18 protein-coding genes are annotated in these 19,855 nt (G+C 50.1%); 14 read left to right on the forward strand and 4 right to left on the reverse strand.

Going from position 1 to position 19,855, the window contains the following annotated elements; translation table 11 throughout:
• Positions 1-77: 77 nt before the first annotated feature.
• Positions 78-1,343 (forward strand): hypothetical protein, encoded by a 1,266-nt coding sequence (locus Psfp_RS06745; protein ID WP_134217786.1) that lies wholly within the window; start codon positions 78-80, stop codon positions 1,341-1,343.
• 475 nt (positions 1,344-1,818) lie between these two features.
• A complete protein-coding gene (locus tag Psfp_RS06750; protein ID WP_190239424.1) occupies positions 1,819-2,283 on the forward strand; it encodes a YkgJ family cysteine cluster protein in 465 nt (154 codons plus the stop codon).
• A gap of 139 nt (positions 2,284-2,422) precedes the next feature.
• On the opposite strand, the gene Psfp_RS06755 is transcribed toward Psfp_RS06750, so the two are convergent.
• On the reverse strand, positions 2,423-2,914 hold the full coding sequence (locus Psfp_RS06755) for a rubrerythrin family protein (protein WP_134217788.1): 492 nt from the start codon (positions 2,912-2,914) through the stop codon (positions 2,423-2,425).
• Positions 2,915-2,982: 68 nt separating this feature from the next.
• Positions 2,983-4,074: a DUF763 domain-containing protein gene (locus Psfp_RS06760; RefSeq protein WP_134217789.1), complete on the reverse strand. Its 1,092-nt coding sequence runs from the start codon at positions 4,072-4,074 to the stop codon at positions 2,983-2,985.
• Positions 4,075-4,410: 336 nt separating this feature from the next.
• Here Psfp_RS06760 and Psfp_RS06765 point away from each other — a divergent pair, with 336 nt between their 5' ends.
• Genes Psfp_RS06765 through Psfp_RS06775 form a run of 3 tightly spaced genes read left to right on the forward strand, consistent with a single transcriptional unit; the run spans position 4,411 to position 6,861 of the window.
• A complete protein-coding gene (locus Psfp_RS06765; protein WP_134217790.1) occupies positions 4,411-5,391 on the forward strand; it encodes an ABC transporter substrate-binding protein in 981 nt (326 codons plus the stop codon).
• Entirely contained in the window at positions 5,366-6,118 is a 753-nt protein-coding gene (locus tag Psfp_RS06770) for an ABC transporter permease (RefSeq protein ID WP_134217791.1), read from the forward strand. Before Psfp_RS06765 ends, Psfp_RS06770 begins: the two co-directional genes overlap by 26 nt.
• An 8-nt stretch (positions 6,119-6,126) precedes the next feature.
• On the forward strand, positions 6,127-6,861 hold the full coding sequence (locus Psfp_RS06775; RefSeq protein WP_134217792.1) for an ABC transporter ATP-binding protein: 735 nt from the start codon (positions 6,127-6,129) through the stop codon (positions 6,859-6,861).
• A gap of 343 nt (positions 6,862-7,204) precedes the next feature.
• Here Psfp_RS06775 and gabT read toward each other — a convergent pair whose 3' ends face one another.
• A complete protein-coding gene (gene gabT, locus Psfp_RS06780) occupies positions 7,205-8,527 on the reverse strand; it encodes a 4-aminobutyrate--2-oxoglutarate transaminase (protein WP_134217849.1) in 1,323 nt (440 codons plus the stop codon).
• Between the two features lie 780 nt (positions 8,528-9,307).
• Between gabT and Psfp_RS06785 the strand changes: the two genes are divergently transcribed.
• The 8 genes from Psfp_RS06785 (at position 9,308) to Psfp_RS06820 (ending at position 18,563) form a co-directional block, all read left to right on the forward strand.
• The gene (locus Psfp_RS06785) at positions 9,308-11,038 is read left to right on the forward strand and encodes an aldehyde ferredoxin oxidoreductase family protein (protein WP_134217793.1); all 1,731 of its coding nucleotides are present in this window, start codon (positions 9,308-9,310) and stop codon (positions 11,036-11,038) included.
• A 615-nt stretch (positions 11,039-11,653) separates the two neighbouring features.
• On the forward strand, positions 11,654-12,640 hold the full coding sequence (locus Psfp_RS06790; RefSeq protein ID WP_134217794.1) for a carboxyltransferase domain-containing protein: 987 nt from the start codon (positions 11,654-11,656) through the stop codon (positions 12,638-12,640).
• 33 nt (positions 12,641-12,673) lie between these two features.
• Positions 12,674-13,657 carry a biotin-dependent carboxyltransferase family protein gene (locus Psfp_RS06795; protein ID WP_134217795.1) on the forward strand — a complete coding sequence of 328 codons (984 nt, stop codon included), beginning with the start codon at positions 12,674-12,676 and terminating at the stop codon, positions 13,655-13,657.
• 25 nt (positions 13,658-13,682) lie between these two features.
• Positions 13,683-14,432, forward strand: a complete 750-nt coding sequence (locus Psfp_RS06800) for a 5-oxoprolinase subunit PxpA (RefSeq protein WP_134217796.1) — start codon at positions 13,683-13,685, stop codon at positions 14,430-14,432.
• Complete coding sequence (locus Psfp_RS06805) at positions 14,353-14,682, forward strand: acetyl-CoA carboxylase biotin carboxyl carrier protein subunit (RefSeq protein WP_134217797.1); 330 nt, start codon at positions 14,353-14,355, stop codon at positions 14,680-14,682. Before Psfp_RS06800 ends, Psfp_RS06805 begins: the two co-directional genes overlap by 80 nt.
• Positions 14,683-14,704: 22 nt before the next feature.
• Positions 14,705-16,093 carry a biotin carboxylase N-terminal domain-containing protein gene (locus Psfp_RS06810; RefSeq protein WP_134217798.1) on the forward strand — a complete coding sequence of 463 codons (1,389 nt, stop codon included), beginning with the start codon at positions 14,705-14,707 and terminating at the stop codon, positions 16,091-16,093.
• A gap of 24 nt (positions 16,094-16,117) precedes the next feature.
• Complete coding sequence (locus Psfp_RS06815) at positions 16,118-16,711, forward strand: hypothetical protein (RefSeq protein ID WP_134217799.1); 594 nt, start codon at positions 16,118-16,120, stop codon at positions 16,709-16,711.
• Between the two features lie 166 nt (positions 16,712-16,877).
• Complete coding sequence (locus Psfp_RS06820) at positions 16,878-18,563, forward strand: sigma 54-interacting transcriptional regulator (RefSeq protein WP_134217800.1); 1,686 nt, start codon at positions 16,878-16,880, stop codon at positions 18,561-18,563.
• Positions 18,564-18,624: 61 nt separating this feature from the next.
• On the opposite strand, the gene Psfp_RS06825 is transcribed toward Psfp_RS06820, so the two are convergent.
• A complete protein-coding gene (locus tag Psfp_RS06825; RefSeq protein ID WP_134217801.1) occupies positions 18,625-18,945 on the reverse strand; it encodes a zinc-ribbon domain containing protein in 321 nt (106 codons plus the stop codon).
• 234 nt (positions 18,946-19,179) lie between these two features.
• Here Psfp_RS06825 and Psfp_RS06830 point away from each other — a divergent pair, with 234 nt between their 5' ends.
• Positions 19,180-19,617, forward strand: a complete 438-nt coding sequence (locus Psfp_RS06830; protein ID WP_205079494.1) for a Sir2 family NAD-dependent protein deacetylase — start codon at positions 19,180-19,182, stop codon at positions 19,615-19,617.
• The last annotated feature ends 238 nt before the right edge of the window (positions 19,618-19,855 follow it).

Genomic DNA, 19,855 nt, shown 5'->3' on the forward strand with positions numbered 1-19,855 from the left:
AGACGTGCAAAAAAGGAAATAATATGTCCAAACTAAACATTTTATGATACATTGGAACTGAAAGGAGTTGCTGTTTGTTGGATGAAAAGGTTTATGATAGGACAATTACCAATAAATATCTTGGTGTACAGAGGATAATTAAAGGCGGCTCGCCTTTGGAAACAAGGATTAAAGCGGAATCCCAGCTGGCCAAATGGGCCAGGCAGGAAAAGCTCCATAAAGAGCGGGAACGTTTTGAATCTTTAAAGGAACTGGCAGCGCTTGACACCCGGCAGGCCGGGAATACCATCAAAGCTTGTGACAGCATACTAAAAATCAACCTTTGTTCGGCCGGCAAACTTGATTGGGCTTCATTTTATCATGACCAGCTATTACCACCTTTTGTTTTTACAGAACACCCGCCCCGCTACGAGCAGGTGGCCAGGAAAATGAGCGTCCCCCGTAAAAGTTTTATTAGTGAACTTATATTCCCCTCCGCCAGAAAAAAACGGCTGGCTCTGGAGGAGGCGGCCAGAGTTGCCTTCGAGGAACAAATGCGGAATTATAACGCTAATAAAGAGTCTGCACAGACCAGTTATGAGGCGCAGCGGGCAGCCTTTATTAATGAGCAGTCAGAATTTAACCGCTCCGTGGACCAACTACAGCTGGATGTGGAAAAAGGACAACCATACGCCGTGGCAAGCCTGGCGCGCATAGCCCTGGCCGGTCTCGAACTGCCGGATGAAATTGAGGTGGATTTTGACGCCCATTACCACGGGACGGAAAAGCTTATCGTACTCAGCGGCATCCTGCCCGGGCCTCTTGAGATGCCCCGGATAGTGCGGTATGAATACCACGAAGAGGAAAACGGCATTTTGCCGGTAGAAATGGACCAGGACAGCTTCGATAATTTTTATGAGTCGACCTTGCTGCAGATAGCCCTGAGCGCTGTCCATAGGATATTTACATCTATTCCTGACAGGCAAATCCATATAGTGGGATTTAACGGCCTGATCGCAGAGGGAGAATCCTGTCTCTTTACCTGCAAAACATCCCGCGATCTTTTTAATCCAATAGACCTGGCCCGGAATACACCTGATATGTCGTTTCAAGCGATGCAGGGTGTTATGGTCAAACCCCTGACCGCTTTAACTCCTGTTGAACCGCTCGCATGGCCGACAAAACCTACTTTTCTCCGCCCTGAAACCGGTGAACTTATTACCAGACCGGACGGCCGGCGCCAACCGGCAGCCTACCAATCAGGCGAAATCAAGAACGCAGCCAATGATCTGTTGGTAGGTTTACTTGATCAGCTTGAGCAGGATTTAAGTAAAAAACCACGCGATGGTGATGTGGTACACTGAGGGGACGTGAGACGTGAGACGTGGGCAAATTGGGTCGTAGGTCGCGTAAGTCGTAGGGCGTAGGATTATCCTGCATTTCTATGGGGTCTTTCGCATGTCTCACGGCTGTCTTATCCTGCTTTCCACTTTCGCCTACGTCTTATGCCTTACGACCTACACTTTTTAACAACCTGCATATAATTTACACACACAAATAATTTTTCACAACACCTTCTCACTTCTCACTTCTCACTTCTCACGTCTCACGTCTCACGTCCCACGTCCCACGTCCCACGTCCCACGTCCCACGTCCCACGTCTCACGTCCCACGTCCCACGTCCCACGTCCCACGTCCCACGTCCCACGTCCCACGTCCCACGTCCATATTTTACGCCTACGACCATTTTCACGGTTCAACGCATTTCAGCAAATTTCTAACAGCCCATCTGATATAATTAAAGCCAGGAATATATTTAGGAGGCTGGGGGTGCTTAGGATGGATGCTCTGCTCAAAGATCTTGCGTCCTTTTACCGGGAGCTTGACGAGTTTTTGCAGCCTTCCAACAAAGATTGCGGACTATGCGGCGCATGCTGCCTGAGGACAACATCGCTGCGGGTGTACCCCCCGGAAACGGAAAATATCAGGCGGTACGTAAAAAACGACAGATTGTTCAAGCTCTTTGAGAAGTTTGCCAGTAATTCTATTATCAGCATCTGGGGCGATACAACCGGCCACTGTCCTTTTCAGGAGGGGTTGCTCTGCTCCGTCTATCCTGCCCGCCCCTATCACTGCCGTATCTACGGTCCTTACCACCACCAGGGACGCGACCTTCTGAAAGAGTGTGTCTACCAGGGCGCAGCCAAAAGCTACAGCAGGCGGGAAGAGCTTCCCCTGATTGAAAAGCTGGATCAGCTAATTGAGAACTATCATAAACTGACCATGGAACCACAAAGTGTGTAAACCAAAACCATGAAAACTCCCTGAGCGCTTCATACCTTCCTTACGGACATAAAAGCACCCCTATGGCAGTGTTCAAATCCTGCCATAGGGGTACTTTCATTGACTGTCCCTTTTCCGGGGGGGGCAGTCTCTACCCGGCTTAACCGACGTTTTTAAAGGCTTTGGCAGTAGACCCGCAAATAGGGCACTTCTCCGGAGCGTTATTTTCATGAATGTAACCACAAACCGTACACAGATAGTAATCGGTATCCGCCTTGCTGTCCAGGGCGGCCAAAGCTTTTTTGTACAGATCGGCATGGACTTTTTCCGCTTCGTTGGCGAAGGTAAATACCTTTTTGGCCTGACTGTTCCCTTCAGCTTCAGCTGTTTGGATAAAACCGGGGTACATTTGCGTAAACTCGTAGGTTTCCCCGTCTATGGCGCTTTGCAAATTTTCCCCCGTTGTTTTTATCCCTCCCAGGGCTTTCAGTTCCGCCTGGGCATGGATCGCCTCAGCCTCAGACGCCGCCCTGAACAGTTTGGCCACACCGGGATACCCTTCATCATCGGCTTTTTTGGCAAAAGCCAGGTATTTGCGGTTAGCCTGGGACTCTCCTGCAAAAGATTCCTTTAAGCATTTTTCCGTACTCACGTTTTTCCCTCCTATTCGTTTGAAGTTTAATTATCCCAATTTCTTTGTAAATAATACCCACATCCATTTTATACGAAGGCACTGATGCCCGCAAGCCTTTTGAGGGCTTTCAGGTTGTCGGTGTCTCCGGTCCTGGCCCGGCGCAGCGCCCTCTCCAAAATGGAGATAGAACGGTCATAATCCTGACGGTTTACCGGAAAGGGGTGCCCGTCCTTACCTCCGTGCGCAAAGCTGTAACGTACCGGATCCTTACGGCTTGCTCCCGCGTTGTAAATCACCTCGGCGACAAGGGCAAACGCCCTGACCGTAGCAGGCCCGACCCCTTCTGTCGCCAGCATCCCCTCGAAGGTGGACGGCTGAAGATCATAAAGCCTGGCCAGGGTTTTTTCAATACGGTTAGCTCCCGGAACGGGATGAGCCGCCGGGAGATTCAGCGTCTTAAACTTGTCAGCGGGCATATCCGCAATCTTTTTCAGTGTGCGAATAACCTCATCCGGCCTTTGCGCCAGGTAAAGCGAGGCTTCCCTGGCCCCGGCGCTCTCCAGGGCGACCATATTTAACACAGCCCGCGCCGGTTCACCGCATACGGCCGAATGGGGTTCTTCCACAAAGGAATCCAATTTATCCCCCAGCCAGTGGTAGCGCCGCGCCCAACCGTTCGCCTGGTCCATGCCCTGCTGGACCACAGCCCACCTGCCGTCTCCGGTAAAAGCAAAGACATGGTGGTAAATCTGAAATCCGTCCTGTACGGCTGTATTGTCAACCTTGGCCGAAAGGCGGCTGGCGTACTGCAGGCAGGGCACGTCGACGGTAAGCCCGTAACGGTCGGCGTACTCCTCGATTTCCGACGGCGTTTTGCGGGAAGCCATGGCTTTTCCCCCGGCCAGGTAAATTCCCAGATCGTGTTGCCTGGGGCGTAAACCTTGCTTTAAAGCCCCGCATAAGACAGTGGTCAGGCCGGAAGAATGCCAGTCAAACCCCACCACGCAACCCAGCGCCTGGAACCAAAAGGGGTCGGAAAGCCGCTCCAGTACTTCTCCAGGGCCATACTCCTCAACCACCGCCTCAATAATAGCCGAGCTAAGCTTAACCATCCGGTCAAAGAGCCAGCGGGGGCAATGGTGTCCATGCAAGGGCAGGTTGGCTATGCCTGTTCGCATATACATCACCTCTTTGCTAGGCCTATTATACAACGAACACCAGTTCCCGGGCAATAAAAATTCCCCTCCCGGGTAGGATAGGAAGGGGAACACATATCGTCCCTTCATGATGTTTGCGCGCGGATCAGCTATTTTTACGCTCACGTCAAAACCCTCCCCGGTCGCCATCAGCAATAACCGCATTTTAAAAATCCTGAAATGATTTCTTTGGAGCCTTCCCTTGCCCCATGCTGGAGACCTAGGAAGGAAATAATCCAGGTATAGAGAATACATTCATATTCTACACAAAAGAACGGTTTTCGACACGCAAAATACTTATAAGGTGGTGTGCAAGTATTGCGGAAAACAGTCCAGTTAATGACGTTGCTTGCAGTGCTTTTATTAACGGCAGGGTGCGGCAGCCAGGGCACAGAAAGCAAGGAAGTTAAGGCCGCCGTTCCTGAGAAAATTGTGGTGCAGGCCCCGTTGGGACCTCCTACCGCTCCGCTTTTCAAGATGGCTGAAGAGAACCCGCTTAAAGGCACCAAGGTGGAACTGGTGATATACAAGTCCGTAGAGGAGGCTACCACCCGCGCCGTGAAGGGTGAGGCGGACTTTACCGTACTGCCTGTAAACGTGGCAGCCAAATTATATAACAAAGGCGTCGGTATTTCCCTGGCCAATGTCAGCACCTGGGGCATACTTTACCTGGTGTCAGCTGACAGCGCGGTTCAAGACTGGCGGGACCTGACCGGCCAGGACCTTTATGTGGGGGCCAGGGGTTCTACTCCAGACGTACTGACCCGGTATCTGCTTGATAAGAACGGGCTTAAAGCAGGCGAAGTCCGGTTGAACTACCTGGAATCGCCGGAAATAGCCCAGATGATGATCAACGGGCTGGTTACAAATGCTGTGCTGCCCGAACCCATGGTAACCCAGGTCCTGTTAAACAGCAAAGAAGCCCGGGTAGTCAGGGATTTCTACAGTGACTGGCAACAATTCGAAGGAGACTCAGCCCAACTGCCTCAGGCCGGGATGGTTGTCCGCAACGAATTCGCCAAAGCATACCCACAAGCATTACGCGAGTTCCAACGAGCCTACGCCAGGGAACTGGATTCGACCGTCGCCGACCCGGCCGGAGCCGCCCCGCTGATAGAAAAGAACCTGAAGATGCCTGCCCAGGTGTTTATCCAAAGCATGACCCGCACCCGCCTGAAATACGTTTCCGGCAGCGGGGCAAAACCCGATGTCAATACCTATCTAACCACACTTCTTGAATTGTCGCCGGATATGGTGGGAGGAAAGCTTCCCGATGAAAACTTCTTCCTGGCCGATTAGAAGCCTGCTGCCGCTTTCCGGGCTGGTCCTGTTTATCGCTCTCTGGCAAATGCTGTCCGGCCTGTATAACCATGTAATCATACCTTCGCCTGTAGAGGTCGTGCGTTCTTTCTGCTCCCTGGCAGTCAGCGGAGAACTATGGGAGCAAGGCCGCCAGTCCATCGCGCGGGGACTGGCTGGATTTGGCCTGGCAGTGGGTGTGGGCACGCCCCTCGGGCTTCTGATCGGCCTCAACCCGGTGGCAGCCAGCCTCTTCAGGCCGGCAGTGGTGGTTTTACAGGTTACCCCGCTGATTTCCTGGCTGCTTTTGGCGATGATCTGGATTGGTTTTAGCGGGGTGCCGGTCTTTATCGTTTTTGTAACTACCGTACCTCTGATCGTGATCAATGTCTTCCAGGGTGTAAACGGCATTGACCGGCAGCTTTTGCAGATGGCTTCCATCTTTCGCATCAGCAAAGCGCGGGTGATACAGGAGATTTACCTGCCCCAGGTGGCTCCCTACCTCATGGCCGGAGTCTCCAACGCCCTGGGTGTTACCTGGAAGGCCGTGGCCATGGCAGAATTCCTAAGCGTTCAAACAGGCATCGGAGCCAGTATGGCTGTGGCCAGGATCAACCTGGAAACAGCCGGCCTTTTTGCCTGGACCGCTTCTCTAATCGGCCTGGGTCTGGTAACGGACCGCCTGCTGTCCTACCTGACCCGCCGCAAACTGAGCCACTGGATGTGATAGTCAGCTTGATTAAATTTGAACAGGTCCATAAAACCATGGGACAAACCAGGGTCCTGGGTGATTTTTCTTTTTCTGCCGGCAAAAACAAGATCTTCTGCATCATCGGCCCTTCGGGCTGCGGTAAAACAACTATCCTGCAGCTCCTGTCCGGGCTGGAACAGCCTGATGCCGGCCGTATTACCGGGTTGGCCGGGCTCCGGGTAAGCTATGTGTTCCAGGAGCCAAGGCTATTGCCCTGGAAAACGGTAGCCGGGAACCTGGATTTCGCACTGCAGGATGTGGTATCTCCAGCCGAAAAGCAGGAACTTATCAAGAGCTACCTCAGCACGATGGGCCTGTATGAATATCGCGACAGCTATCCCAAAGCCTTAAGCGGAGGTATGAAACAGCGCCTCGCCATCTGCCGGGCCTTTGCCTTCCCGCATGACCTTTTGCTCCTCGACGAACCCTTTAAGTCACTGGACATGCCCCTTCGGCTGGGTCTGGTACGGCACGTGGTTAAAATGTGGCAGGCTGCGCCCCGCACCATTGTCTTCGTCACCCACGATATTATGGAAGCCCTGCTATTGGGACACCGGATTATGGTCCTTTCAGCCAGGCCAACCGAAATCCTTGAGACAATTGACCTGGACCTGCCTCACGAACAACGCGATGTCGGCAAGGAACCGCTAACTTCACTTTACGCCAAAATGCTGGCTTTGCTGGAAACCGAAAATAAAAAATATTACCCGGGACTGTAATCCGCAAATCAGGAGCATTACCCGGGTACTTCCCTCTGTGTTGATGCGGCCCCAGCAGAGGGAAAATACAAGGTATTTCTGCCAGTCCTAAATATTAGCATTTCTACAGGTCATTGTTAACTGGTTTTCGAAAAGCCTCTGGGGTAGTGGGCTTGGGGTTATCCTCCGCTCTCTTCGCAATTCAACATTTACCTTGGGATTCAAGTTGTGGTTTTGTTTTAGGCTGTTCTTTGTTGGAAACCCTGTTCACTTGCAATGATTACCTGATCTGATGAACAAGCCCCGCGTCTTTTAATAGGACGCGGGGCTTGTTTTTCAATCAACAAATTGTCCGGCAATCTTACTAGGCCTTACATACTTCCTCCAAAGCATCTTCCATGATGACCATGGCCTCGTTCAGTTGCTCATCGGTAATGACCAGCGGGCACAAGACCCTGACGACGTTACTGTAAATACCGGCCGTAAGTATGACCAGACCGCGCTTGAAACATTCCTTTGCCAGCCTGCCGGTTAGTTCTTTGGCCGGTTCTTTTGTTTTCAAATCCTTAACCAGTTCGATCCCAACCATGGCGCCCAGACCGCGCACATCCCCAATGACCGGATATTTTTCCTTCAGTTCTTGCATTTTGTGGACGATCAAGCTTCCGATCTTGGCGGCCCTGCCGGGAAGGTCTTCTTTCTTCATCATATCTATGACTTGCAGTCCCGCCACGCAGGAGAGCGGGTTTCCGCCGTAGGTCCCGCCGATTTCGCCTGGATCGCAAGCCTCCATAACTTCGGCCCGCCCGGTTACCGCGCTTATGGGGAAGCCTGCTGCCAGCGACTTGGCGATAGTCATTAAATCGGGCGCTACGTTGAAATGCTCAACGGCAAACATTTTGCCGGTACGTCCGAAGCCGGACTGGATTTCATCTGCAACAAACATTATACCGTGTTTGTTGCAAATTTCCTTGAGACCCGGCAGGTATTCCGGCGGCGGTACGAGGAAACCGCCTTCACCCTGTACCGGCTCAACAATTAAAGCTGCGATGTTTTCCGCCGGTGTCTCCGCCACAAAGAACCTTGCCAGGTTCTTGACACACTGCATTTCACAGGAAGGATAGCTCAAGCCGAAATAGCAGCGGTAACAGTAGGCTGAAGGAACTCTATAGACCTCTGGGGCAAAAGGACCAAAACCGTTCTTATAGGGCTTGTACTTACTGGTCAGAGACATGGTCATCAAGGTACGGCCGTGGAAAGCGCATTCCAGCCCTATAATACCCGTCCTTTTGGTATACCTGCGCGCAATTTTTAAGGCGTTTTCCACTGCCTCGGCGCCGCTGTTGGCAAACATGGTCTTTTTGGGGAAATCCCCCGGGGTCAAATCCGACAGTTCATGAGCTAAGCGAACGTACGGTTCGTACATGGCCGTATTTATGTTGGTGTGTATGTACCGGTCAAGCTGCTCCTTAACCGCGTTCACCACCTGCTCCGGGCAATGCCCGGCGTTGGCCACACCAATACCGCCGGCAAAGTCGATGAACTGGTTATCGTCCACATCAGTAAGCATAGCCCCTTTAGCTTCCTTAACAAAGAGCGGGTAACTGTAGGAAATACCTCTGGGCACATAACGATTTCTTTCTTCCATAAGCTTTAACGCGTTGGGGCCAGGAACCTCGTTTCTCATTTTGACCACTTTGTGCTCCCCCTTATAATGTAAGATTTAAGGCGCCTATTTATTAGAAAAGGGAAATTCCCCCAAACTGCCTCCTTCCCTCCAGGGATTCTGTCAGCCATGAGCTCTCATCCAACTGATTCCTTAAAAGCCAAGCAAATAGTATGCCAATAAGCCTGCACAGTCAGTTAATGCCACTAAGCCTTATTATAACAGACACCAGCCCTTATAAAGACTACCAAAATAATGCATATATGCATCAACGGTAACTGTGCGCTTAAATTTTTACTTGACAGAGAAAAGTCTAAATGGTAAAATCCAGACAAATTTATAATACTTTTAAGCAATGGTGCTTATGAAATTTCTGACATGAGCACTTTTTTTATAAAAATGCTAATTAACTAAATAATCAAAATGTATTAATGCATTTCTTGAATGCACAATTGCATTCAAAGCAACTCGGCAAAGTTTCAGCAAATCCCAAAAAAGCTTTAAGATTAATTAAACTTTTAATGCTATATTGCATTACATAAATACTCTACCTGCGATTTGTAACACACTGGGAAAGCGTCCTATAATATCCATTCATATGGAACCCTTAATTTACAAGGCTTCAAGGCCCCGGCAGATTTACTAAAAGCATTGAAAATAGCATGCTATTTGGCATTGATCCCATGGTTTTGGGAGTACGCAATACAACAGTTATCTATATTATACCATACGAAAAATTGTCTTAGTATTCAAACTATGTTTAGATTAGATTAGATTACTTTTCATGCTGGAGGGGTATTGATGAAAGGTTTCCATGGCAAGCTGCTGAGAGTTGACCTGGAAAGCCAAACCTGCCGGGAGGAAACTTTGCCGGAAGATATTTTAAGAAGGTATTTGGGCGGCAAAGGTTTGGGTTCTCACCTATTGCTGCAGGAGGTTCAAGCGGGCGCCGATCCGCTGGGTAGCGAAAACAAGGTCATCTTTACGGTTGGACCGGCTACAGGCACACGCGCGCCGGGGTCCAGCAGGTACGGCCTTTACAGCAGGTCCCCCCTGACCGGAGGATATGCCGAATCATACTCGGGCGGCAAGGTAGCGCCTAAAATCAAAGCTGCCGGCTATGACGCCATTATCCTGGAAGGTCAGGCAAAGGAACCCTTGCTGCTTGAGATTTCTGACCTCGGAGTTAAATTTCACCCGGCAAAAGATTTATGGGGTACCGATACATATACAGCTGAAGACGCGGTTTTGGCCAGGGTTGGCGTAGCAGGCGCCCAGGCGGTGGTCATCGGACCGGCTGGAGAAAACCAGGTGCGCCTGGCATGTGTGGAAAACAATTACTGGCGCTCCGCCGGACGGGGCGGCCTAGGCGCCGTATTCGGCAGTAAAAACCTCAAAGGAGTTGTATTTCACGGCAGCAAAGTTACCCCGGTTGCTGACGAAAATCTCCTGAAAGAGTTTGCCTCGCAATTGTTGAGAGAAAACAAGGATTTACCCGGCGTCAAGGGCTATCAAAAGTATGGCACAACCCAGTCGGTGGCCTTGCTTAACTCAGCCAGGGCATTTCCCACCCGTTACTGGTCAAAGGGTGTCTTTGAGGGCTGGGAAAAGATCTGCGGGGAAGCCTTTATCACCAACTTCAAGGTTAAAGCCAAAACCTGCCCCACCTGCTTCATCGCCTGCGGCAAACTTGCCGAAGTCGAGCACGGACCAAGAGCAGGCCTTAAAGTTGAAGGTCCTGAATATGAAACCATCTATGTCTTTGGCGGGCTGTGCTGCATTGACCGGATGGAAGAAATTCTTAATTTGAACGACTTATGCGATCGCTACGGAATGGATACCATGTCAACCGGCAACCTCATCGCCCTGGCCATGGAGGCTAACGCAAGGGGCATTAACCCCAGTTTCCCGGCTTTTGGGGACTCTGAAGGGGCAGCCAGACTACTGGTGGAAATCGCCACCCGCCAAGGCGCCGGGGCTGTGTTCTCAGACGGCATCATTCCGGCCGCCAAAGCCCTGGGCCTTGAGGACGTGGCCATTCATGTCAAGGGCATGGAACCGGCGGGCTACGACCCGCGTGTCCTCAAAGGGGTAGGGCTGGGATACGCGACTTCAGCGCGCGGCGCCTGCCACTTAAGGGCTACCTTTTACAAACCGGAATTAACCGGGGTTATTCCCAGAGACACAACGGAGGGCAAAGCCGCCTTATATATCGACTATGAAGACCGCCTGACTATTTTCAACGCCATGATTTTGTGTGTTTTTTACCGGGACATGCTCCAGTGGCCGAAGCTGCAGACGCTGCTCAAAGCCCTGACCGGCGTCGACTACTCGGTCGAGGAACTGCGCCGGATGGCTAACGAAATTATTACCATGACCCACCAATTTAACCTTCGGCAGGGCCTCGGAAGGGACAGCGACCGGTTGCCCAAACGCCTGCACCGGGAACCGTTGCCGGAGACCGGAGCGGTGGTTACGGAAGCTGAGTTAACCCGCATGGTGGATGATTATTACACTTTGAGGGGGTGGTAAGAAAAGTCGCAAATGCTTGGCTGGGGGTGGGGACCGCCTTTATAAGCCCAGTGATCTGCGAGGCTGCATTGAATACAGGCCGCTTGACCATGACAGGTCCGGCCGACCAAATGCTTAATGCTCCTGAAGTGAAAAAGGCTTACATGGGCGGTCCTTAGTCACATGCCCGCCCTGTGGGGCCCTTCCTCTTTAAAGACAAAGGCATACTCCTCCAAAGAGTGGCATATAAGCCCTGGAAGTAACAGAATATTCTTCCAATTTTATTGGGATTTTTCCTGACAGCAATACCTGATACGGCATAAGCAAAGAATGCACACCTGGAGTGTAGGTGCGAATTCATTCGAACACGGCACGTTGGCAACAAATTTTCCAGCATTTGGTGTAAAATCCTGGTACGAATGAATTCGTGCCCACATTTGCCAGACAGTATCAAGGATGAGAATCCGGGATGTGGGTTTATTCTTTCAAAGAAGAACAGTGCACAAAGCTGTGTGGGTTAATTATTCGGGCATAAAGGGGTGGTTAAATAATCTTTAGAAGAGTAGCCAGCAACCATTGAACTCTTGGTATTCATTTCGAACGCAGTATTAACATGGTAAAAGGAGGCTAAATTTCATGGAACAAAAGAACTACGACGTAATTCTTGACACCTTGCCGGAGAACGAGTCAAGGCTCGAAGTCCTCTTCCGCCAAGCCGGAGACGGTTTTCTTCAGGTAGAGTACGGGAGAGAACAAAGAGCCAATTTACAGGACTCATTCAGGATCCAGGCTATTAATGATCTGGTCCTGGCCAAGAATTTAAACGGTTTAATTGAAACAGTGCCCGGGATTAGAACAAATATGTTTCATTTTGACCCCGCAGCTCTATCAGTTCGAAAGTTAATCGGTGAAATCAAGGAAGTTGAAGATTCATTGACCTCCATTGAGGACATCGTCGTTGAATCACGCCTGATTAGTCTTCCAATAGCTTGGGAAGACAGTGAAACCAAAAAAGCTGTGGCCAAGTACGTAAAAGAAGTCCGCCCGGGCGCCCCGAATGTGATTAACGGATATAACCTTGAGTATATGGCGTTGTGCAACGGGATCTCAGTTGAAGAAATAAAAAATAAAGTACTGGGTACTGAATGGTACAACAGCGGCGGCGGATTCTGGCCTGGTGGCGGGTTCTTCTGGCCGATGGATCCCAGGTGCGCAATTGTTGTACCAAAATATAACCCTCCCCGGACATGGACCCCGGAAGGAGCGGTGGGTATTGGCGGACCTTGTATATTTACCTATACTACGCCTACCGGAGGCGGTTACCAATTATTTGGCAGGACGATACCAACATTCCAGTTCAGCCAAAAACACCCGCTGTTCAAAGACAGCCCGTTCCTTTACAAGTCCGCAGACAGGATCCGTTTCTTTGAAGTAACGGAAAAGGATATTCTCGATATCTTCGAGCATGTCCATAACAAAACCGACTACCAGTATCAAATTAAAGAAGATCAAATTTTAGTAAAGGACTATTTGAATTTTTACAACTCAGAGGAAGTTCAAAAAGGAGCCAAGGAATTTCAGGAGAAGCAAAAAGAGGCAACCAAAACTGCGCCCCGGCTATAAACGAAAAATAAGAATCAGTTGGGAGGAAATAGTATGCTAAAGATATTGAACGGGGGAATTGAGGCAATCGTTGAAGATTGGCCGGGTAGACTGGGATATCTTGGCAAGGGAATGGCTCCTGCCGCGGCCATGGATAATGTTGCGCTTGAATTTGCGAACTTGCTTGTGGGTAACCCGCCTGGTGAAGCAGGGATAGAAATTGCGGGCGGTTATTTTGAAGCCGAAATCGGCGCCGATACCGTACTCAGCATTACCGGCACGGATATGAAGCCCACCTTAAACAACCAGCCGGTCCCCGTGTGGGAATCCTTTGAAGTGAAAAAGGGTGACGTCCTGAAATTCTCTCATTTCAGTGAATTCGGCTTCAGGTCATATATTGGTGTGGCTGGCGGTATTGATGTGCCGTTATACCTGGGCAGCAAGTCAACCTGCATTTTTGGTAGTTACGGTGGTTTCAAGGGCAGGAAACTCCAGGCCGAAGACGTTTTACCATTTGGCAAGCCATATCAGGATTTGAAAAACCTGCTGGGTAGAAAGCTCAAAAAAGAGGTTATCCCGGAATATTCCCGTGTATGGGACTTAAGAGCCATCCCAGGTCCCAACACGTGCCCGGATTATGTTACAGAAGAAGGAATGGATTTCTTGTTCAGCCATTCCTTCAAGATTCAGCACAGCTCAAACCGTTCAGCTTACCGCATCGATGAGGTAAAAGGCAATTTCTTTGCCAGGGAAGACGGTGGAGTTGGCGGGAGCCATCCCTCGAACATCGTGGACCATGCTTACGCAATGCGCGGCTGCCTGAACGTCTGCGGCAACACCCCCATCATCTTAATTGCGGACGGGCCCACTCTCGGAGGATATATAAACGTTTTAAGCATAATCAATGCCGACCTGTGGAAAGTGGGCCAGGGGACTCCTTCAAGAGATTTTATTAAATTTACCATGAGCACACAAGAGGAAGCTCTCCAGGCTCGCATTGAGCAAAAGGCCTTGTTCACCGAGAAATCTTTGGCGTAAAACCGCCTGCAATGGGAGTGAAAAAATGGATCTCAATGTAGATATGGGTGAAAGCTTCGGTAGGTACAAGCTCGGCAATGACGAGGAAGTGATGAAATATATCACTTCGGCTAACGTGGCCTGCGGCTTCCACGCCGGTGATTCCCTGGTCATGCAGGAAACAGTGATGCTGGCCAAAAAGTACGGGGTTGCAGTGGGCGCCCACACCGGCCTGGAAGACAAAAGAGGCTTCGGCAGGCGCCGCATGGAAATCACCCCGGAGGAATTAAAATGCGACACCCTGTACCAGTTGGGCGCGTTGGACGCGTTCTTAAAGAGCAATGGTATGACCATGCAGCATATCAAGCCGCACGGCATACTCTACCGCATGGTCCACGATGAAGAGCGCTATGCCAGGGCCTATCTCGAAGCAGTGGCGCAATACAACCCCGGGTTGTACGTGATGATCCCGAGGAACACAGTGATCTGGAAGCTCGGACTGGAATTGGGCTTGAACATGGCCGCCGAGATCTTGATTGACTTAAGCTACGATGACGACGGCAACTGGGTCTTGGAACGGACCAAGAAAGCAAGATCGCCGGAAGAAGTTGCCGAACGCGCTATCATGGTAGCGAGAGACAAAAAAATAACGACCATCAGCGGTAAAGTTATAGACGCCGCGGGAGACACAATATGCTGCCACGGTGATTCTCCCAATGCCGCCGAGGTTGTCAAAAAAGTTAAAGAGGCTTTTGAGAAAGCAGGCATTCCGCTCAAGCAACTCGGCGCCGCTTAAAACAATAAGTAAAAAGGAGGATATCACAAAGATGGAAGTAGTAGCAAAAGCTCATATGCCAGGACTGGTAGCCCGGGTAGTTGTTAATGAAGGGGACCAGGTTAAGGCGGGTCAGGAGGTTGCAGTTATTAACTGCATGAAAACCGAGCTCTCCGTCGTTGCCCCCTCTGACGGAGTTGTAAAAACTATTTTGGTCCAAGAGTGGGACGAAATGGAAGTCGGTTCCCCGATGGTTATCCTGGAAGCTTAAGATTATAAAGGAAGATGAACAGATGAAAAAATTGCTTATCGCCAACCGCGGAGAAATTGTTAACAGGGTAATGCGGGCTTGCCGCGACCTGGGTATAAAACCCGTAACAATTTACTCCGATGCCGACAAGAACATGGGCTACCTCAAGGAAGCAGACGAGGCTTACAATATCGGCCCCGCCAACCCGGTTAAAAGCTACCTGAACATTGAGGCTATCATCAACGCGGTAAAGACATCCGGAGCTGATGCTGTTCACCCCGGCTACGGGTTCCTTTCAGAAAACGCCGCCTTTGCCAAGGCTGTCGCAGAGGCCGGCGCCACCTGGGTTGGCCCTCCACCAGCCATCTTAAAAGCTATCGACTCCAAATGCTTCTGCCGCAAGATTGCCTCGGACGCAGGCGTTCCGGTGGTGCCCGGAACCATCGACATTATTCAAGACGCGGCTGAGATTTACCAGTTTGCTTCTGAATGTGGCTATCCCATCGTCCTGAAACTGGACAAGGGTGGCGGGGGCAAAGGTATCGAACTGGTTAAAGAAGAAGCGCAGGCTAAAGAAGCTTTCGAAAGGCTTTCCAGGATCGGTCTGATGGCTTTTAAAAGCTCTGAATGCTACATTGAGAAAGAGATCCAAAACCCCAGGCACATTGAAATCCAGTTCCTTACCGACGGCAAGGGCAGCTGCGTCTGCCTGGGCGAAAGGGAATGTTCCATCCAGCGCCGTTATCAAAAAATAATCGAGGAATCACCATCACCGGTGGTCAGCGAGGAAGACCGCAAGGAGCTCTTTGACTACACCACCAAACTGGCTCTGGCCATGGACTACCACGGAGCGGGCACCATGGAGTTTCTCCGCTCGGAAGACGGTAACTTCTACTTTATGGAGGTCAACGCCAGACTGCAGGTGGAACACCCGGTAACTGAATACCTGACCAACGTGGACATAGTCAAACAGCAGTTGCTCATAGCCTCCGGCCAACCCCTTGATTTCGCTCAGAAAGACATTGAGTTTAAGGGGCACGCCATCGAGGCCAGAGTATATGCGGAAGACCCGGTCTCCTTTATCCCGTCACCGGGGACCATCACCAGCCTGGAATTTCCCGATATGGAGGCGCAGTACCTGAGAATTGACCATGCTATCGAAGCGGGTGGAACGGTCCCTCCCTACTACGACCCGCTGTTGGCCAAGGTTATCTCCTGGGGAATTAACCGGACAGACGCTATCAAAAACCTCAAGCTGGGTTTGATGGGCTTTCAAATCGGAGGCATCAAGACTACGATCCCGGCCAACCTGCTTATTGTCAGCAGCCGGGAATTTGCTGAGGGAAGCCTTGATACGGGCTTCATTGAAAAATTGTATGCCAAAGAAGGAGCAACAGGAAGTCCGGGCAGGCCCCTGTGGCCCAACATGTAAAAATTATCAAGGAGGTTAAATCTAATGGCAGAAGATGTTAATGTCAACGTAAAAATAGCTGATGCCGGACCCGCTGGTTGGCTTGCCTATTCTATCGCCACCTGGATGGCCTGGGCGTTTCTGGTAGGATATGTGAAGCCTTCGGCGCTGCTATTCATGGCTGCCCTGTCTTTAGCCTGCGCCATCCCTTATCTGATTGCGGGAATAACCCAGTTAAAGCTGGGTAATGTTGCCGGCGGCGTGACCTGGACCTATTTCGGCTCGTTTTTTGCCTTCGCCTCCGCGTTGAATTACGCCATCACCTATTTCGCGCCTATATACAAGTGGGAGCTGGATGCCCGCATCCTGGGTTACGAGTGGGCTATTTTGGGGATCGTGCTCGTTCTGACCACACCCATTTTCGCCAAATACTCTCCCGCAGCCGCAACCATCTCGGTAATCGGCGCAGATGTCGGTATTGCCTGCCTGGCCCTGGTTTACTGGGGAGTAGGCAGTCTGGCCCTCTTAAGCGGCTGGGGATTCTTTGTCGCAGGGTTCTTCGGCATAGTCATGGCTGCAGGCGGGATCCTCGAGGGCGCCGGCATGAAGTTCCCGATGGGTAAGCCGCTATTAAAATAATCAAAAACATACTCTTTGACAAAATAAATCAATATTGTTAATATATTTTAACAAGGTGAATTCTCAAGCAGCGGTGCTCATGACATCACTAATTCCTGTACATGGGCGCCGTTTTTCTTGAAAATAAGCGTGGAAATCAATCAGTTGCATATTTGGGGTGTTGCTATTGCTTTGGGAGAAGTTAGTCGAAATGCTGCCGGTCGGTCTTATCGTTTATGACAAAAATAATAATGTTATTTTTTCCAATCAAGTAGCTGCTGAAGCTTTGCATACAAGCGCCCGGTTGTTAACACAAATTTCAGCCGGCCAGTCATTTGAAATAGCTGTTGGTGATAAAACCTATGCCGCCAACCGGGTTGACATTAATGACGGCGCTATCAGTTTTGTTATTTTACTGTCCGATATTTCCCACTGGCGCAACGAAATAGCCGAGCAAAAAGAACAGATTAATGAGTTGGAGGATATCTTCAACTCCTCCTATGACGAGATCTTTGTTATCGATGGAAATGGTTTAACCAAACGAATCAACAAGGTTGGGGAAAGCTATTACGGAGTTCCAGTCAGAACACTTCTCGGCAAAAACGTTAAAGATCTGGAAAAAAGCGGCTTTTTCAACCAATCTGTGGCCAGGATTGTTTTACAGGACCAGAAACGTGTCACCATGACGCAAACCACCAAAAGCGGGAAGCACCTGATTGTTACAGGCAACCCCATCTTTAATGAAAACGGGGAGATTACCCGTGTGGTTGTAAACTCACGGGATATATCGGAACTATTAAACCTTAGAAAACAACTTGAAAATACCGAGCAGTTGGCGGAAAGTTACCGCCGGCAGCTGTTGAAGTTGAGCCAGGAAAAAGCCAGAAGCAGTGAGCTGATAGCCGAGAGCCCCCAGATGAAACGGGTGCTGGAAATGGTCGACAAGGTAGCCCAGGTCGATTCAACCGTGCTGATTACAGGTGAATCAGGTGTCGGCAAGGGTGTCCTCGCCTCCAGGCTGCACAAGCTGAGCAAGCGCTCGGACGGTCCTTTTATCACCATTAATTGCGGCGCTATCCCGGAAAATCTTTTAGAGTCGGAATTATTTGGCTACGAAGGCGGCGCTTTTACCGGAGCCCGCAAGGAAGGGAAAAAAGGGCTATTGGAACTGGCCAGCGGCGGTACTGTTTTTCTCGACGAGATAACCGAACTCCCTTTAGGCCTTCAGGTTAAGCTCTTGCAGGTAATCCATGAAAAAAAACTTATTCGCATCGGAGGCAGCAAGTATGTTGATGTAAATATCCGTTTTGTAGCCGCCACCAACAGGGATATCCGGCGGATGGTTGTTGAAGGCCTGTTCAGAGAGGATTTGTACTACCGGTTAAACGTGATCCCGATTGTCATCCCTCCTCTCCGCTACAGACAGGAAGACATACCGGTCCTGGTCGACTACTTTTTTGAAAAGCTTAACTCAAAATATCAGACGAATAAACAATTTACCAGTGAGGCGTTAGAAATCCTAAAAAATTACAATTGGCCCGGCAATGTCCGCGAACTGGAAAACCTTGTGGAAAGGCTCCTTGTTACCAGAGAGGACAACGAGATAGGCGTAGGCCACCTCCCCGATTATATCTTTGAAGGAAAAAGCAGGTTCCCCAACAGGATTTATGTTCTGGACATCTATCCCTTAAAGGAAGCGACCGAGGAGTTGGAAAAACAGCTGATTGTCATGGCCCACAGCCGGTACAAAAATACCTATAAAATGGCCAAGGCGCTGGAAATCAACCAGTCCACAGTGGTACGGAAATTACAAAAATACCATTTGGGCGCCTCCTCCCGGCCGGCCCCGATCAAGACGGGTAAGAAAAAATAAAAAACAAATAAGGGGGCTGTCCTTTAACAGCTCCCTTTGTTTTAAGGCTTATTTTCATGACTTAGTCGGCGTAACGACGGTAATTACGGAAGCATTCACTGCAGTAAACAGGCTTGGATCCGTCCGGCTGGAACGGCACCCTGGCTATCTGACCACAGTCATCACAGGTTGCCTCATACATCTGGCGGTTGGGCCTGTTGCCCTGCCCACCTGCGAACCTGCCCTGTTCACGACCACGGCTGTTTTTACGGGCCGCCCTGCAGGCGGGACACCTGGAAGGCTCGTTGGTAAAGCCCTTCTCGGCAAAAAACTCCTGTTCCCCGGCCGTGAATTCAAATTCCATGCCACAATCCTTACATACTAAAGTTTTGCCTGTAAACAAGAAAAACATCTCCTTTCCTAGAATGCTCTGCACGGACGAATTATCAACCCTGATTAAGGAGATGTCTATCGATCTTTAGCAGGCCTTACCATTATATCATCTTTACTAACCATTTAAAACCTTAAACCCCGTATTAAGTAAAATATTTTAAACATCTGTAATTGTCTGTTATTGCAATAAAATGGATGCTGAGATATTATATTTGACAGCAACTACACGCCAGGGGGTTGCATTTTGGAACAGCGGGAAAATTTTGCAAAAGCGGCTCAAGCCCTTAAAAAAGCCCGGACACTCGTGGTTACAGCAGGCGCAGGCATGGGGGTTGATTCCGGCCAGCCTGATTTTAGGGGCGACCGGGGATTCTGGAAAGCCTACCCCATGTATGAACGACTGGGACTCAGTTTTGTGGATGCCGCCAACCCTTCCCACTTTCAGGCTAACCCCGCCTTCGGCTGGGGCTTCTATGGCCATCGCGCCAACCTTTACCGCCAGACCTTGCCCCACCATGGGTTTACCCTGCTGCTGAACTGGGTTTCCCGTTACCAGCTGGACTGCTTCGTGGTAACCTCGGTAATCAGGATCAACCTCCGCGAACCCTTTATACCCGGCCCTCATATCCCACTGGCCTGCGGGGCTTTGGAAGGTTTGAACGGGATTAACGAATTATTATAAAACATATGGTGAAGGCCAATATTTCATTGACACGGCCTTTTGACTCATGTAAAATTTAAATGAAAAGGGGCGGCTGAAGCTGTCATGCATTAAAACGTATTAATCAATAAAATCTAACACTGTGAACAAACCACGGAGGTTAAGTCCTGATCATTTGGACAACCGTGGTTTTTTGTTTGTAAAGGGGGTGATAAACTGATACATATATGAGTCTATAAACAGAATAATATTGCAATTA

The organism is Pelotomaculum sp. FP (assembly GCF_004369245.1).
Lineage (GTDB): Bacteria > Bacillota > Desulfotomaculia > Desulfotomaculales > Pelotomaculaceae > Pelotomaculum_C > Pelotomaculum_C schinkii.